At 60.2% G+C, this 15,102-nt stretch carries 14 protein-coding genes and 1 tRNA gene; 9 read left to right on the top strand and 6 right to left on the bottom strand.

The genetic code is table 11. The features are described 5' to 3' along the window. The 3 genes from ACR0EZ_RS05730 to ACR0EZ_RS05720 all read left to right on the top strand — a co-directional run bounded on the left by ACR0EZ_RS05730 (position 1) and on the right by ACR0EZ_RS05720 (position 3,678). Entirely contained in the window at positions 1-1,032 is a 1,032-nt protein-coding gene (locus ACR0EZ_RS05730) for an SIS domain-containing protein (RefSeq protein WP_480611660.1), read from the top strand. Beyond that, entirely contained in the window at positions 1,029-2,186 is a 1,158-nt protein-coding gene (gene nagA, locus ACR0EZ_RS05725; protein ID WP_480611659.1) for an N-acetylglucosamine-6-phosphate deacetylase, read from the top strand. The genes ACR0EZ_RS05730 and nagA overlap by 4 nt, the downstream gene beginning before the upstream one ends. Positions 2,187-2,526: 340 nt before the next feature. Beyond that, a complete protein-coding gene (locus tag ACR0EZ_RS05720; RefSeq protein WP_480611658.1) occupies positions 2,527-3,678 on the top strand; it encodes a porin in 1,152 nt (383 codons plus the stop codon). Positions 3,679-3,727: 49 nt separating this feature from the next. Here the strand turns inward: ACR0EZ_RS05720 and ACR0EZ_RS05715 are convergent, their stop codons facing one another. Continuing rightward, on the bottom strand, positions 3,728-4,612 hold the full coding sequence (locus tag ACR0EZ_RS05715) for an MBL fold metallo-hydrolase (RefSeq protein ID WP_480611657.1): 885 nt from the start codon (positions 4,610-4,612) through the stop codon (positions 3,728-3,730). 116 nt (positions 4,613-4,728) lie between these two features. Then, complete coding sequence (locus ACR0EZ_RS05710) at positions 4,729-5,133, bottom strand: rhodanese-like domain-containing protein (protein WP_480611656.1); 405 nt, start codon at positions 5,131-5,133, stop codon at positions 4,729-4,731. 113 nt (positions 5,134-5,246) lie between these two features. On the opposite strand from ACR0EZ_RS05710, the gene ACR0EZ_RS05705 reads away from it, so the two are divergent. From ACR0EZ_RS05705 to ACR0EZ_RS05685, 5 genes are all read left to right on the top strand, one after another. Then, positions 5,247-6,521: an NAD(P)/FAD-dependent oxidoreductase gene (locus tag ACR0EZ_RS05705; protein WP_480611655.1), complete on the top strand. Its 1,275-nt coding sequence runs from the start codon at positions 5,247-5,249 to the stop codon at positions 6,519-6,521. 208 nt (positions 6,522-6,729) lie between these two features. Then, positions 6,730-7,908: an acyl-CoA dehydrogenase gene (locus tag ACR0EZ_RS05700; protein WP_480611813.1), complete on the top strand. Its 1,179-nt coding sequence runs from the start codon at positions 6,730-6,732 to the stop codon at positions 7,906-7,908. 28 nt (positions 7,909-7,936) lie between these two features. Next, a complete protein-coding gene (gene kynA / locus ACR0EZ_RS05695; protein ID WP_480611654.1) occupies positions 7,937-8,776 on the top strand; it encodes a tryptophan 2,3-dioxygenase in 840 nt (279 codons plus the stop codon). Position 8,777: 1 nt separating this feature from the next. Further along, positions 8,778-9,965, top strand: a complete 1,188-nt coding sequence (kynU, locus tag ACR0EZ_RS05690) for a kynureninase (RefSeq protein ID WP_480611653.1) — start codon at positions 8,778-8,780, stop codon at positions 9,963-9,965. Between the two features lie 131 nt (positions 9,966-10,096). Continuing rightward, positions 10,097-11,338: an acyl-CoA dehydrogenase family protein gene (locus tag ACR0EZ_RS05685; RefSeq protein WP_480611652.1), complete on the top strand. Its 1,242-nt coding sequence runs from the start codon at positions 10,097-10,099 to the stop codon at positions 11,336-11,338. A gap of 24 nt (positions 11,339-11,362) precedes the next feature. On the opposite strand, the gene ACR0EZ_RS05680 is transcribed toward ACR0EZ_RS05685, so the two are convergent. Genes ACR0EZ_RS05680 through ACR0EZ_RS05670 form a run of 3 tightly spaced genes read right to left on the bottom strand, consistent with a single transcriptional unit; the run spans position 11,363 to position 14,190 of the window. Beyond that, the gene (locus ACR0EZ_RS05680) at positions 11,363-12,673 is read right to left on the bottom strand and encodes a TRAP transporter large permease (RefSeq protein WP_480611651.1); all 1,311 of its coding nucleotides are present in this window, start codon (positions 12,671-12,673) and stop codon (positions 11,363-11,365) included. After that, complete coding sequence (locus ACR0EZ_RS05675) at positions 12,670-13,170, bottom strand: TRAP transporter small permease (protein WP_480611650.1); 501 nt, start codon at positions 13,168-13,170, stop codon at positions 12,670-12,672. The genes ACR0EZ_RS05680 and ACR0EZ_RS05675 overlap by 4 nt, the downstream gene beginning before the upstream one ends. A 6-nt stretch (positions 13,171-13,176) precedes the next feature. Continuing rightward, a complete protein-coding gene (locus ACR0EZ_RS05670; protein ID WP_480611649.1) occupies positions 13,177-14,190 on the bottom strand; it encodes a TRAP transporter substrate-binding protein in 1,014 nt (337 codons plus the stop codon). A 147-nt stretch (positions 14,191-14,337) separates the two neighbouring features. Here ACR0EZ_RS05670 and ACR0EZ_RS05665 point away from each other — a divergent pair, with 147 nt between their 5' ends. Beyond that, positions 14,338-14,811, top strand: a complete 474-nt coding sequence (locus ACR0EZ_RS05665) for a MarR family winged helix-turn-helix transcriptional regulator (RefSeq protein ID WP_480611648.1) — start codon at positions 14,338-14,340, stop codon at positions 14,809-14,811. Between the two features lie 149 nt (positions 14,812-14,960). On the opposite strand, the gene ACR0EZ_RS05660 is transcribed toward ACR0EZ_RS05665, so the two are convergent. Further along, positions 14,961-15,037: transfer RNA gene (locus ACR0EZ_RS05660), tRNA-Pro, on the bottom strand. Between the last annotated feature and the right edge of the window lie 65 nt (positions 15,038-15,102).

Below are 15,102 nucleotides of genomic sequence, written 5' to 3'. Positions count from 1 at the left end.
ATGCCACAGCAAACCACCCGGATGCGCCGGGAAATTGACGAAATACCACTGGCCATCGAGCGGCTTCTGAGCCGGGGCCAAAAGGATGTATACACTGTCGCCGCTGTCGCGCGCGACCTTGATCCGACCTTCATTACCACCGTTGCGCGCGGCTCGTCGGATCACGTGTGTACCTATCTGAAATATGCGTCCGAGATCCTTCTGGGCGTGCCCGTAGCCTCGGTCGGCCCGTCGGTCGCGTCGATTTATGATGCGCCCTTGAAGCTGCAAAACAGCCTTTGCCTGGCGGTGTCGCAGTCCGGCCAAAGCCCAGATATCCTTGCGATGGCGCGCAATGCCGGACGGGACGGGGCCTTGACCGTCGCTTTGACAAACGACGCCGGTTCTCCGCTCGCCTCGGCCGGCGCGCATCCCATCGACATTCAGGCGGGTCCCGAACTGAGCGTTGCGGCGACAAAGACGTTTGTCAGTTCGGCGGTGGCAGGTCTTTGGATGCTGGCGGAATGGAGCGGGGACGCCGCCCTTTTATCCGCAATCCTCGCCTTGCCGCAGCATCTGGAAAGTGCGGCGCGCATAGACTGGCCCGAGGTTCGCGACGCAATCGGGGCGCGGCCGTCGCTGTTCACGCTGGGGCGCGGGCAGGCCTTGGCGGTTTCGAACGAGGCGGCGCTGAAGTTCAAGGAAACCTGCCAGTTGCATGCGGAAAGCTATTCGTCTGCCGAGGTGCTGCATGGCCCGGTCTCGATTGTCGAGGAAGGCTTCCCGGTGCTCAGCTTCGCGGCTGCCGACGCGGCGGAAGCGGCGCTGTCGCAGGTGTCTGATGCCATAGGCGCCAAGGGGGCCCATGTGTTTGCAACCACCGACAAGGTGCAGCGGGCCACGCGGATCGACCATGTGCGCACGCTGCATCCGCTGACCGATGCGCTCAGCCTGATCGTGTCGTTCTATTCCATGGTCGAGGCTTTTGCGGCCTCTCGCGGCATTGATCCCGACACGCCGCGCCATCTGAACAAGGTCACGGAAACGGTATGACCGGCGCGCTTCAGGCCATCACCGGGGCGGATATTTTGACGCCGGGGCAGGTGGTTCGGGATCATGCGCTGTTGCACCGGCAGGGCCGGATTGAAGCGGTGGTCCCTGAGGTGGATGTCGGCCCGACGGTTGCGCGGACTGAACTGGCTGGTGGCCTGCTGGCACCGGGCTTCGTCGATCTGCAGGTCAATGGCGGCGGCGGCGTCATGTTCAACAATCAGCCGGATGTGTCCACGTTACTGCGCATGGCCGAGGCCCATGCAGGGATCGGGGCAACTTCCATTCTGCCCACTCTGATCACCGACACGCCGGAGGTGACCAAACAGGCCATATCCGCAGCTATCGAAGCCGTCGAGGTCGGCGTTCCGGGTATTCTCGGCCTGCATCTTGAGGGACCGCACCTTGCCAAATCCCGCAGGGGTGCCCATGACGCGGCCCTTATTCGCCCGATGGAACAGTCCGATCTGGACAGGCTTCTTGAGGCGGCAGCGCGCCTGCCGGTGCTCAAGGTCACCGTAGCCCCCGAAAGCGTCTCGACCGCACAAATCAGTGCGATGGTACGGGCGGGGATACTGGTGTCGCTGGGTCATACCGATGCGTCCTACGCGGATTGCGTGGCTGCGGTCGAAGCCGGTGCAAGCTGCGTGACGCACCTGTTCAACGCCCAAAGTCAGATGGGCAATCGCGAACCCGGCACCGTCGGGGCGGCCTTGGCCCTTGGCGGTCTGTCCGCCGGGCTGATCGCCGATAAAATCCATGTCCACCCGGCCACCATGCGCAACGCGGTGAGGGCAAAACAGGGGCCGGGGTTCGTATTTCTTGTTAGCGACGCGATGGCGACCGCAGGTTCGGACATTACCAGCTTCGAGTTGAATGGCCGTGAAATCCTGAGAAACCACAACAGGCTGACACTGGCCGACGGCACGTTGGCAGGGGCGCATCTGGAACTGCTGAATGCCGTCCGCAATCTGTCCGACGTGACCGGAATGCCGATTTCCGAAGCGCTGGAAATGGCCGGTCGCCTTCCTGCTGCGTTGATCCGGAACGATCTGGCCGGGCGGCTGTCCCAAGGATGTCATGCGCATATGGTGCATATCGGACCTTCGGGCGATCTGGAAACTGTCTGGCAGCTTGGGCGCAGGATCGACCGTTAAACGGCGGCTTGCACGCGAATCGCGCATCGGTTCAAGTTTCGCCCTAATCTGGCGTTGTTGAATCCCAAACGCCGTCCATTGCGCGACTGTGCCGAAATGTCGTCCGACCTTCATCAAAACGAGTTGCTGCCCGGGCAATAATATGCGGTACTCTTCATATGCGAGTTTGTTAATTTAACCATTGATTCTGAAACAGGTATTTCGACACGAAAGGAGGGGAAACGCCCACCGAATAAATCGGAACGCAAAACACGCTGCACCGGACCCATTACAGGTTTGTCTGCGGACACATAGCCCGGCCCGGATTTTGGCGGTTTGAAGAAACAAGAGGGTCGTAAAGATGAAATTCAGAACCATAAAAACATCATCAGCGGCGCTGATGGTATCGGCGCTTTCTTCACCAGTGGCTGCCGAGTTGGAATACAAAAATAATTCCGGCGGGTCAGTCATTCTTGAAGGGCAACTGAACCCGGCCATCATCTCGGTCGATGATGGTCAGGAAACAGAAACCAACGTCAGGGATTTTGACGCCTCCAACAGCCGGGTTGGCCTGCGGCTTATGCAACCTTATGGCAACAACACGTTCCGGTTCCGGTTCGAAACCGCCCTTGGCCTGCCCAACTCGACGGAAACAGACCAGAACGGCAACGATTTCAGCGGCTGGACGCGAGAGGATATCCGCCATGTGGATTTCTCGCTTGAAGGTGACTGGGGCAAATTCTCGGCCGGGCAGGGCAGCATGTCCGGGGACGGCATTGCCGAACAGGACCTGTCGCTGGTCGGTCTGGTTCTGTATTCCTTCACCGCCGATTCCAACGCCTCGTTCCTGTTCCGCGATGACGCCGGTTTTCTGACCGGTCCGACCGTGAGCGGTACAACCGACAGTTTTGACGGCGCGCGCCGCACGCGTGTCCGCTATGACACCCCACCGTTCAACGGGTTCACCTTCAGCGCCTCTTACGGTCAGAATGTGCTCGAGGAAGATTTCGACGATGACCGCGATTACTATGACGTCGCGATCTACTACCGCAACAAAGTGACCAGCAATATCGAGGTTGCGGCGGGGCTGGGCTATTTGGTCCGCAGCAGCGGCAACAGCGGTCCCGGCGGCAGCCAGAGCGCGCGGCGCGAGGACGTTGTCGGTTCAGCGTCGATCCTTGTGAACGAGCGCTTCAGTTTCACGATCGCCGCAGGTGAACGGGACGTGGACAGCAGCACCGCGGCCGACCCCAGCTATTTCTACGCCAAGATCGCTTATGAAGATAACTGGTTCTCTTTCGGCAAAACCGGGATTGGTCTGCACTATTGGGACGGGTCCGATTTTAACGCCGACGGCTCGGATTCGGATGTCTGGGGGATCGGTGTCGTGCAGAAGATCGACAGCCTGAATATGGAGGCCTATTTCTCGTATCAGGACTATGCCTATGATGATTCATCGGACAATTTCGACGACCTGTCGACCGTCGTTCTGGGCGCGCGCTGGAAGTTCTGATCTGGCTTGATGCCGCCGGGCCGGGAAATCGGCCCGGCCTTTTTGCGGGTCAGAGCTTGTTGACCGGTGTCTTGAGCATCATGTTCCCGTCTTCATCCGTCGGCACCTCGCCGCCGCGCATGTTCACCTGCAAAGACGGCAGGATCAACTTGGGAACGTCAAGCTGAGCATCCCGTTCGGTCCGGAATTTGATGAACTCTTCGCGGGTTTTCCCACCGCCGACGTGAATGTTCCTGATCTTTTGCTCTCCGATCGTCGTCTCCCATGCGATGGCCCGGCCACCGGGGCCGTAATCGTGGCAGATGAACAGCCGCATCTCGTCGGGCAGGGACAGCACACGCTGAATTGAATCGTAGAGCTGCCCCGCATCCCCGCCCGGAAAATCCGCGCGGGCCGAGCCGCCATCGGGCATGAACAGCGTGTCGCCTGCAAAGGCCGCATCACCCATCACGTGGACCATGCAGGCCGGCGTATGGCCCGGCGTGTGCAGGGCGAAACACGGCAGAGACCCGATTGCGTAGGTATCGCCGTCGGCAAAAAGAGCCTCGAACTGCGATCCGTCCCGCTGGAATTCGGTGCCTTCGTTGAAGATCTTTCCGAACGTGTCCTGCACCGTCAGCACGTGCTCGCCGATGCCGATTTTACCGCCAAGCTCCTGCTGGATATAGGGGGCCGCCGACAGATGGTCGGCATGGACATGGGTCTCGATGATCCATTCCAGCGTCAGGCCCTGAGAGCGGATAAATGCGATGATCTGATCCGCCGAGTCAAAGGTCAGGCGCCCGGCGGCCGGGTCGAACTCCATCACCGGGTCGATGATTGCGCAGGCCGTGCCGGACGGGTCGCGCACCACGTAGCTGATTGTATTGGAGATCTCGTCAAAGAACCCGGTGACTTCGGGTTTCACAGCCATATCAACAGGTGGGATCGTCATGGCAAAGTCCTTTTGACTGGTCGGCGCAACTGTACCTTGCGGGGTATCAAAAACAAAGAAAAGAGCCCGGGGCTCTGAGGATTTAAATCAGTGGGCAAGCCTGTCGCCTTACCAGATCAGTCTGCGTCAGCGACATGCTCGACCAGCCCGCCCGATTTTTCCCATGAGCCGAACCCTTCTTTGAGATGCGCCGCCTCGAACCCCATATCCTGCAGGGTGGCGACGGTGATTGCGGAACGCCAGCCCGAGGCGCAGTGAAAGACGTATTTCTTACCCTCCTGCGCGAAGATGTCCTTGTGATAGGGGCTTTCGGGATCGACCCAGAACTCGATCATGCCGCGCGGCGCGTGGAAGCTGCCGGGAATGAAACCGGTGCGCTGACGCTCGCGCACGTCGCGGATATCGACAATCACCACGTTCGGGTCGCCGGCCATAGCGATCAGATCGGTGGTTTCGATCTCTTCAATGCGGTCTCGGGCGTCTTGCACCATCTGCGCGGCGGATTTTTTCAGAGCAGCCATTCCAACCTTCCGTTTCCAGTACGTTTTTCGAATATTGACCCACCCAAAGACCCGTTGCAACCTGCGCCCATGCAGGCGCGGCGGCGCTTTTGGCATAAGAGGCGGACCAGCCAATGAAACCACATAGCCCGATCTCTGTTTGGGACATCTCGGCCAAGGAACAAGATGTCCGGAACCCTATGGCGGGCGATGTGAGAACTGATGTCGCCATTGTCGGCGGCGGTTACACGGGCCTGTCTGCGGCCCTGCATTGCGCGGAACGTGGGCTGGGGGCCCATGTGCTTGAGGCGCAGCGTATCGGGTTTGGCGGCTCGGGGCGCAATGTCGGGCTGGTCAACGCCGGGGTCTGGCACCCGCCAGCAGCCGTTCGCAAAAAGCTGGGTGATATCTACGGGCCGAGGTTCATCAAATGCTTCGGCGATGGGCCCGGTCTGGTTTTCGATCTGATCGAAAAACACCAGATACGTTGCGAGGTGACGCGGACCGGCACAATTCATGCCGCCCATGCACAGTCCGGTCTGAGGGATCTGGAAGCCCGCCATGCCGAATGGGTGCGTCTGGGTGAGCCAGTCGAATTGCTGTCGCCCGAGGAGATGGCCCGGAAAACCGGGACAAATTTGTTTCACGGTGGTCTTCTGGACCATCGCGCAGGCACCATCAATCCGATGGGCTATTGCCGGGGTCTAGCCCGTGCCGCGCAGGCGGCGGGTGCCGGTATCAGCACGGGCGTTCGGGCCACCAGGCTGCGCCGCGACGGGGATATGTGGATCGTCGAAACGGATCAGGGAATTGTTCGGGCAAAATACGTCGTTCTGGGGACAAACGCTTATACCGACGCGCTTTGGCCCGACCTGAACCGCGTTTTCACCAATATCCATTTCTTCCAGTTGGCAACGCAGCCGCTGAAGGCCGAGTTGTCGCACATCCTGCCCGGTCGGCAGGGCCTTTGGTCGACGGCGCAGATCATGTTCAGCCTTCGCCGCGATGCGTCCGACCGGCTGGTCATCGGCTCGATGGGATCGCTGGTGGGTTCGGTCGGGCGCGGCCTGTCGCATCGCTGGGCCAGAAAGCAACTGGCGCGGCTTTTCCCCGACCTCGGGCCGGTGGCATTCGAAGAGGCGTGGCATGGCCGGATCGCCATGACGCCAGACCATCTGCCCCGCATCTATCAACTGGCCCCGAACCTGCTGACGGCCATCGGATACAATGGGCGCGGCATCACGACCGGCACGATTTTCGGGGCCTGCATGGCCGACCTGATTGCGGGGATGGACCCGGGCGATCTACCGCTGCCCATGACGCAACTAACCACGGTGCGGTCCGCGCCGATCATGTCTCGCTTCTACCAGACGGCGTTTACCGCCAATCAGATTCTCAAGAGCCTTTAGTCGGTGAGGACCATCGCTTATCGGCGTGGGCTTCGGAGTATTCAGGACAGCCAACTGAAACCTGTCTGCAGTATTTTGCAAACAGCCACTCTTCTGGTGGCAATCCCAAAAGCACAACGATAGTAAGGAGGCCAGTATGGGAGGGTACGATATGCTGACACAACCCGAAGACCGCCACGCCGCCACGCCAGAATCCGCGCGCGCCAAAATGCCCCGCATGACGTGGGAAGACCCTTTCCTGATCGAGCAACAGCTGACCGAAGAAGAGCGCATGATCAGGGATACAGCCCACGCCTATTGTCAGGACAAGCTGGCCAGCCGCGTCATCATGGCGAACCGTGACGAAAACTTCGACCGCGAGATCATGACCGAAATGGGTGAGCTGGGCCTGCTGGGCTCGACCATCCCTGAAGAATATGGCGGCGTCGGCGCAGGTTACGTGTCCTACGGCCTTGTCGCGCGCGAGGTTGAGCGTGTCGATTCCGGCTATCGCTCGGCCATGTCCGTGCAATCCAGCCTGGTGATGCACCCGATCTTCGCCTATGGCACCGAGGAGCAGCGGCAGAAATTCCTGCCGAAACTGGCCTCGGGTGAGGCGGTTGGGTGCTTTGGCCTGACCGAACCGGATCACGGCTCGGACCCCGGCGGCATGCTGACGCGCGCCACGAAGGTCGATGGCGGCTATCTGGTCTCTGGTGCCAAGAACTGGATCACAAACTCGCCGATTGCCGATGTGTTTATCATCTGGGCCAAGTCAGATGCGCATGACGGCAAGATCAAGGGGTTTATCCTTGAAAAAGGCAAGAAGGGCCTGAGCGCACCGAAGATTGAAGGCAAGTTCTCGCTGCGGGCCTCGATCACCGGCATGATTCAGATGGATGAGGTTTTTGTGCCCGAAGAAAACCTGCTGCCGAACGTGTCGGGCCTGTCCGGGCCGTTTGGCTGCCTGAACCGGGCGCGTTATGGCATTGCATGGGGGGCCATGGGCGCGGCCGAGGCCTGCTGGCATGCGGCGCGCAGCTATACGATGGACCGCAAGCAGTTCGGCAAACCTCTGGCCGCGACGCAGCTGATCCAGAAAAAGCTGGCGGATATGCAGACCGAAATCTCGTTGGGCCTGTTGGGGGCGCTGCAACTGGGGCGTCTGTTTGAATCGCACAGCGCACCTGCCGAACTGATCAGCCTGATGAAGCGCAACAATTGCGGCAAAGCCATCGCGATTGCCCGCGAAGCCCGTGACATGCATGGCGGCAACGGCATCAGCGATGAATACGGCGTCATCCGCCATGTCATGAACCTTGAGGCGGTGAACACCTATGAGGGCACCCATGACATCCACGCGCTGATCCTTGGGCGGGCACAGACCGGGCTGCAGGCCTTCATGTGACGGCTCGCATCACCGCAAGAGGTGTGAGATGAGCAACGGCGACGCTTACGACCCATCACAGGATGGCGCGAAAATGTCCTTTGCTAAGGACATGAGCTATGGCGATTACCTATCGCTGGACGCCATCCTGTCGGCGCAGCATCCGTTGTCCGACGCCCATGACGAGATGCTGTTCATCATCCAGCACCAGACGTCCGAGTTGTGGATGCGTCTGGTTTTGCACGAGCTGCAGGCCGCCCGCGCGCTGATGATCGAAGGCCGCGCGGATCAGGTGTTCAAGATGCTCAGCCGGGTGTCGCGGATATTCGAACAGCTCAACAATGCCTGGGACGTGCTGCGCACCATGACCCCAAGCGATTACACCAAGTTCCGCGAGGCGCTTGGGGCCTCGTCGGGGTTTCAGTCCCATCAATACCGGCTGATCGAGTATGTTCTGGGCAACCGGAACACCGCGATGATGAAGGTGCATGAACACAGCCCTGACCTGCACCGGATGCTGGAGGACGAGTTGGCCCAGCCCTCAATCTACCACATCGCCCTGCGCATGCTCGAGGCAGAGTTTGGCACCACCTTTGATCCTGCAGTCTATCGCCTGCGCGCGCCGCATCAGCCCGACGATGCGGTCATCGCCGCATGGACCCGGATTTACCGGGAACCGGACACGCATTGGGTGCTGTATCAACTGGCCGAAAAGCTGGTGGACCTTGAGGATTATTTCCGCCGCTGGCGGTTCAACCACGTGACGACCGTGGAACGGGTGATCGGCTTCAAACGCGGGACGGGCGGCACCAGCGGCGTCAGCTATCTGCGCAAGATGCTGGATGTGGAACTGTTCCCGGAACTGTGGAACCTGCGCGGGGGATTGTAGGATGGCGCTGCCCAGAAAAGACCTGTTCGATATCCCCGAAGGGGTCATCTATCTGGATGGCAACTCGCTGGGACCATTGCCGAAATCCGTGGCACCCGCAGTGCAGGATGTGGTCACGCGCCAATGGGGCGGCGAACTGATCCGTGGGTGGAACAGCTGCGGCTGGATGGAACAGCCCGCCCGCGTCGGTAACCGGATCGCCCGCCTGATCGGCGCGCCTGACGGCTCGGTTGTGATGGGCGATACCCTGTCCATCAAGGTTTTTCAGGCTTTGTCGGCTGCGCTGGTGATGCGCCCGGATCGGAAGGTCATCCTGTCGGACAACGGCAACTTCCCGACCGATCTGTACATGGCTGAGGGGCTGATTGCGCTTAAGAACGCAGGCATTGAGCTAAAGACCGTCGACCCCGAGGCGGTGGCCGAGGCCATTGATGACAAGGTGGCGGCGGTGATGCTGACCGAGGTCGATTACCGCACCGGGCGCATGCATGACATGGGTGACATCACCCGGCGGGCGCATGCGGCGGGGGCGGTCATGATCTGGGATCTGGCCCATAGCGCCGGCGCGATTGAGGTTGATCTGACGGGTTCGAACTGTGAGTTCGCGGTTGGCTGTACTTACAAATACCTCAATGGCGGTCCGGGTGCCCCGGCCTTTATCTACGTGCGCCCCGACCTGATTGGCGACACGCAGCCCGCGCTGGCGGGATGGATGGGCCACGTCTCTCCCTTTGCCTTTGAACTGAACTATCGGCCTGCGTCCGATATCGAACGTATGCGCGTCGGCACCCCTCCGGTCCTCCAGATGGGTGCGTTGGAAGAGGCGCTGAAGGTCTGGGATGGCGTTTCCATGGCCGAGGTCCGGGCGGCCTCGGTGACCCTGTCTGAGCGCTTCATCGCCGAGGTCGAGGCACGCTGCCCGCAACTGATGCTGGCCAGTCCGCGCGACGCGGCGATCCGGGGCAGTCAGGTTTCGTTCGCCTTCGATCAAGGCTATGCCGCAATGCAGGCGCTGATCGATCGGGGCGTCATCGGCGACTTCCGCGCGCCCAACATCATGCGGTTCGGCTTCACGCCGCTGTATCTGGACGAAGACGATGTGGTGGCCGCCGTTGATATTCTGGCCGATGTACTGGACAACCGGCTGTGGGATGATCCCAAATACCGGGCAGTCAATCGCGTGACCTGAACCCTTTGACGCGGGGTTACGCAGCCTGCCCCTTGCGGGCGGCCTTTCAATTGAGAATGCTCTGAGTGTCTTTTTGCGCCACATGCGCGCGAGGGGACCGCAAAGGCCGTCACCATCTGAAAAGGATCACCATGGATTTTGCCCTGTCACCCCGCGCCGAAGAACTCCGCACGCAGCTCAAAAGCTTCATGGAGGCGCATATTTATCCGCGCATCCGCGACCATAAAGAGGAAATGGAGGCGGGCAATTTCCCGGTTCCGTTCATGGAAGACCTCAAGGCGCTGGCGCGGGCCGAAGGGCTGTGGAACCTGTTCCTGCCCGGTCTGCGCGACGATGAGCCCGGCACGCGGCTGAGCAATCTGGAATACGCGCCTTTGGCCGAGATTATGGGGCAGGTCAGCTGGTCCTCGGAGGTGTTCAACTGCAGCGCGCCCGACACCGGCAACATGGAGCTTTTGCACATGTTCGCCACGCCGGAACAGCGCAGGGACTGGCTGGTGCCGCTGCTGAACGGCGAAATCCGGTCCGCCTTTGCCATGACCGAACCGGATGTGGCCAGTTCTGACGCGACAAATATCACAACCTCGATCCGCCGCGAGGGGGGGGAATACGTGCTGAACGGCCGCAAATGGTTCATCACCAATGCCTGCCATCCGAACACCAAACTCTTCATCGTCATGGGCAAGACCGATCCCGGCGCTGACCGGCACAAGCAGCAAAGCATGGTCATCGTGCCGAAGGATACGCCGGGTTTCGAGATTGTGCGCAATCCGACGATCCTGAATATGCACGACCCCGAAGGCCACGCAGAACTGGTGTTCAAAGACGTGCGTGTGCCCGCCGCGAACCTGCTGGGCGAAGAGGGCAGCGGTTTTGCGCTGGCACAGGCACGGCTTGGGCCGGGGCGCATTCACCACTGCATGCGCTCGATTGGTGCTGCGGAAATGGCGCTTTCGCTGATGGTCGAACGCGCGCAAGAGCGGGTGGCATTTGGCAAGAAACTCTCGGAACAGGGTGTCATCCGCGAGTGGATTGCAAAATCGCGGCTCGAGATCGAACAGGCCCGCCTGCTGACGCTGAAAGCTGCGTGGAAGATCGACCAGGTGGGTGCGAAGGCGGCGTTCCGCGAAATCTCACTGATCAAGGTCGTCGCGCCCAACGTGCACGCCGCCGTCACCGACCGGGCGATGCAGGTATTCGGAGCAATGGGTATGACGCCGGACACACCGCTGGCCGACAGCTACACCTGGGCGCGCGCGTTACGCTATGCGGATGGGCCGGACGAGGTGCATCTGCAGGCCATCGCCAAACAGGAGCTGAAGAACTCGAATTTCGGCATGTCGGCACAATGGCTGACCCCGCCCAAGCGGTAAGCCGGGGCAGGGCGCATGTTCTGCCTAGAGCGCCAGAGTCAGGGCAATGGATGGCAGGGCAATCAGCAGCGCAAGGCGCAGAATGTCGGCCACCCAAAAAGGAAAGATGCCTGCAAACATCGTCCGGATCGGGATATCGGGCAGAATCGTGCGCAGCACGAAAACGTTCAGCCCGATCGGCGGGGAAATCAGGCTGATCTCCGTCACCACTACAACGATGATGCCGAACCAGATCGCGACCGCCTCGGGGTTCGACAGAATGCCGTCGCCGAAATCCAGGGACATGATCATCGGAAAGAAGATCGGCACGGTCAGCAGGATCATCGACAGGCTCTCGAGCACCGCGCCCAGCACGATGTAGATCAGCACCAGCACAAACATGACCACAAACGCGTTGACATCCAGAGACTGAACAAAGGACAGGATGGCGTCCGGAAGACCGGCAAAGCTGATGAAGTTCGAAAAGACCTCGGCCCCGATGACAATGGCAAAGATCATGGCGGTTGGACGAACCGTGTCGATGCCGACCCGGAAAAGGTCACGGATGCCGATGCCGCCCATGAATACCGCAATGATAAGCGACAGGAACGCCCCGACTGCGGCGGCCTCGGACGGGGTGAAGAACCCCCCGTAGATGCCGATCATGATCAGGCTGAACAGCCCCACAACCGCGCTGACGCCGCCGAGTTCGCGTGCAGTCAACGGGTGATCGTCGGAACCGGCTGGCGCAAGATCGGGTTTGACTTTGACTGCGGCATAGACGGCGGCGATGTACAGGAGTACGCCCAGCAAACCCGGCAGCAATCCGGCCAGGAAAAGTTTGGCAATGTCCGCCTCGGTGATGATGCCGTAGATGATCAGGATAACCGATGGGGGGATCAGAATGCCCAGCGTCCCACCGGCTGCGATGGATCCTGTCGCAAGGCTGTCTGCATATCCGACCTTGCGCATCGATGGCATGGCAACCCGCGACATGGTCGCAGCGGTCGCAAGGGATGAGCCGCACACCGCGCTGAACCCGCCACAGGCCACGACAGTGGCCATCGCCAGCCCGCCCGGCAGCCTGCGCAACAGGCGCTGTGCCGCGGCAAACAGCGAGTGGCTAACGCCCGAGGCGGTCAGCAGGTTCCCCATCAGAATGAACAGCGGGATGACCGACAGGGTGAAGGACAGCACCGTGTCGAATGTCGTGTTGCCCAGCAGCGTGAAACTGGCCTTCCAGCTGCGCAGCAACGCAAAGCCGACGGTGCCGACCCCGATCATGGCAAAGGCGATCGGCACCCGGGCCAGGACCAGCACGAACAATACGGCAATGCCGAGCAACGAAGCGATCATTCCTTGGAACCTTTGACCAAGCCAATCCCCGCAGCGAGACCGGAAATTGCGCAAGCGGCAGCGACGACAATGGCGACCAGATACAACGGGATTGAGAGCGAGTTGGTTACCGAACCGCGTTTTTGCAGTTTCATGGCGTGTTCCCACACCTCCCACGCCATCATGGCAAAGGCGCCCGCGACAATGACGACTGAGAGTATGAGCAAAGCTTTGGACAGTATCCCGCGCGAGGGAAGCTTCATAAGATCCACCGTCACATGTTCGTTCGACACCGTGGTCAGCGGCATCGCCAGAAACACCAGCAGGGCAAGCCCGATTTCGGTCAGTTCAAAGGCGCCCTTGATCGGGCTGTTGAACACATATCGCGCCACCACGTCTGCGGCAGTCAGCAGCATCATCGCCAGCATGACCACAACCGATGCCATGGCCATGGCGTAGAACAGCTTGCGCCAGAGCGTTACGCCCCGGCGCGGATCGGTGTCGGCAGGATGGGCCATGCGGGGTTATTGCCCCGCCTGTTTGCGCATCTCGGCAAGGGCTGCCGTACCGTCGAAGCCGGTTTCGGCAACGGCGTCGGCCCATGCAGCCTCATGCTTGTCGGCAAAGCCCTTGATCGTCTCCAGAACCTCGTCCGGCGCATCGTAGACCTGAACCGAGCTATCCGCGACATATTCAGCCGCAGCAGCATCTGCCGCATCCCATGTCTTGCCTGCAAGGGCGGCAAAGGCGGCACCCGATACGGCCTCGATTGCGGCTTTATCGGCGTCCGAGATCTCATCCCAGCGATCTTCGTTCATCACCAGAAACCACGAGGTATTGTACATGCCGCCCGGGATACGCATTGAATGCGTGATGTGGTCCGTCAGTTTGAACGCTTTCATCGCCTCGATCGGGAAGGTCACGCCATCAATGACCCCGGTGGACAGTTTTTCGAACACCTGGCCCGGCCCCATGAATTGCGTGGTGATGCCAAGATCGCCGGACAGGTCTGCAATGTAACCGCCGGGCGTGCGAATCTTCAGGCCCGAGAAGTCGTCAGCCGTTTCGATCTGCCGCTGGTTGTTATGGAACATCCCGGGGCCGTGCACGAAGAGACCCAGCAGCTTCGCGCCTTCATGCTCTGCCTGCGCGTCGAGGTCGCCGGCATAGACGTTCCAATAGGCAACCGAAGTATCCTCGGCTGAATCGCCCAGAAACGAGAATTGTCCGATCCGCGACCGCAGGAAACGGTCATCGCGGGTGAACGAATGCAGGCCGTAGGTGATATCGGCCACCCCGTCCACCGCCAGATCGTAATGCGCCGGGGGTGGGCCGAGCGGTTTTGGGAGAATGCGAACGGTGACGCGGTCTTCGGTCGCTTCGGCCACCGAATCTGCCCAGGGCTGAATGATGTTGGCGACAACCGGATGCTGCGGCGGCAGCCACGACGACAGGACAAACTCCTCGGCTGTTGCGACAGAGGCTGTCAATAATATGCCTGCCAGTGCCGATCCAACGATAGTCTTCATAGCGTTCATGTCATTCTCCTCCCAGGAAATTGCATTCCACTGCACCAATTTAGTTTCCGTTGAAACTATATTGCCAGTATTGGTTTCATGTGTAACAATGTCAACGAAAATAAAATTCTATGGCCAATGGTATTCAGGCCCGGCCGGAGAAGCAGCATGGAACGGAAACACGACGAGACGGTAGAAAACGGGGCAGAGCTGGATCTGAACGCGTTTTTCCCCTACCAGCTCCGCCGGACCTACGCCGCCGTCAGCGAAATGCTGCGGGGCGTCTATCAGGAGAAATTCGATCTCAGCTCGGCCGAGTGGCGGGTGCTGGCCATTCTGGTGCGCGACAGGCAGATCACCAACCGCGAAATCGTGGCTTCCGCGACGATCGACAAAGTCACGGTCAGCCGCGCCGTGGGCAAGTTGGAAGAAAAGAGGCTGGTCGAACGGCACCCAAATCCCGAAGACGGCCGAAGCGAGTTGCTTCGCCCTTCGGCAAAGGGGCTGGACCTTTATAAGGCGATGTCCCCCCATCTGACCGCGTTGGAGGAAAAAATTCTGGGGGTTTTGAACCCGTCCGAACGTAGAAGCCTGATGGCCGCTTTGAGCAAGCTTGAGGGAAGCGCGAAAGGTCGTGTGTAAACGAGTTACTCAAGCCCGAAGAGTTTTCGTGTAAGAGATCATGGGCCTCAAACGGTTTTCATCGTGGGGGGGCCGGGGAACAACCTTCATCAGGGCTGAAGAACCGACACAAATGGGGTCCAGCTTATCTGCTGCTCTGGCGGATTAATTGGTCGGAGTGAGAGGATTCGAACCTCCGACCCCTGCCTCCCGAAGACAGTGCTCTACCAGGCTGAGCTACACTCCGACCGTGGCGGGTGATCTATACCCGGCAAAGGGGATGTGCAAGAGGGATTCTGTGGTGAATTCCCA

The organism is Ruegeria sp. AK4 (assembly GCF_056541025.1).
The sequence above is the reverse complement of the archived record's forward strand: the minus strand, read 5'-3'. Positions and strand labels throughout refer to the sequence as shown.

Excerpts from the sequence above, each read along its gene's own strand:
- ACR0EZ_RS05665 (WP_480611648.1), top strand. The coding sequence starts at position 14,338 with ATGGAACGGAAACACGACGAGACGGTAGAAAACGGGGCAGAGCTGGAT.
- ACR0EZ_RS05700 (WP_480611813.1), top strand. The coding sequence starts at position 6,730 with ATGCCCCGCATGACGTGGGAAGACCCTTTCCTGATCGAGCAACAGCTG.
- ACR0EZ_RS05680 (WP_480611651.1), bottom strand. The coding sequence starts at position 12,673 with ATGATCGCTTCGTTGCTCGGCATTGCCGTATTGTTCGTGCTGGTCCTG.
- nagA (WP_480611659.1), top strand. The coding sequence starts at position 1,029 with ATGACCGGCGCGCTTCAGGCCATCACCGGGGCGGATATTTTGACGCCG.
- kynU (WP_480611653.1), top strand. The coding sequence starts at position 8,778 with ATGGCGCTGCCCAGAAAAGACCTGTTCGATATCCCCGAAGGGGTCATC.
- ACR0EZ_RS05685 (WP_480611652.1), top strand. The coding sequence starts at position 10,097 with ATGGATTTTGCCCTGTCACCCCGCGCCGAAGAACTCCGCACGCAGCTC.
- ACR0EZ_RS05705 (WP_480611655.1), top strand. The coding sequence starts at position 5,247 with ATGAAACCACATAGCCCGATCTCTGTTTGGGACATCTCGGCCAAGGAA.
- ACR0EZ_RS05720 (WP_480611658.1), top strand. The coding sequence starts at position 2,527 with ATGAAATTCAGAACCATAAAAACATCATCAGCGGCGCTGATGGTATCG.
- ACR0EZ_RS05710 (WP_480611656.1), bottom strand. The coding sequence starts at position 5,133 with ATGGCTGCTCTGAAAAAATCCGCCGCGCAGATGGTGCAAGACGCCCGA.
- ACR0EZ_RS05715 (WP_480611657.1), bottom strand. The coding sequence starts at position 4,612 with ATGACGATCCCACCTGTTGATATGGCTGTGAAACCCGAAGTCACCGGG.
- kynA (WP_480611654.1), top strand. The coding sequence starts at position 7,937 with ATGAGCAACGGCGACGCTTACGACCCATCACAGGATGGCGCGAAAATG.
- ACR0EZ_RS05670 (WP_480611649.1), bottom strand. The coding sequence starts at position 14,190 with ATGAACGCTATGAAGACTATCGTTGGATCGGCACTGGCAGGCATATTA.
- ACR0EZ_RS05675 (WP_480611650.1), bottom strand. The coding sequence starts at position 13,170 with ATGGCCCATCCTGCCGACACCGATCCGCGCCGGGGCGTAACGCTCTGG.
- ACR0EZ_RS05730 (WP_480611660.1), top strand. The coding sequence starts at position 1 with ATGCCACAGCAAACCACCCGGATGCGCCGGGAAATTGACGAAATACCA.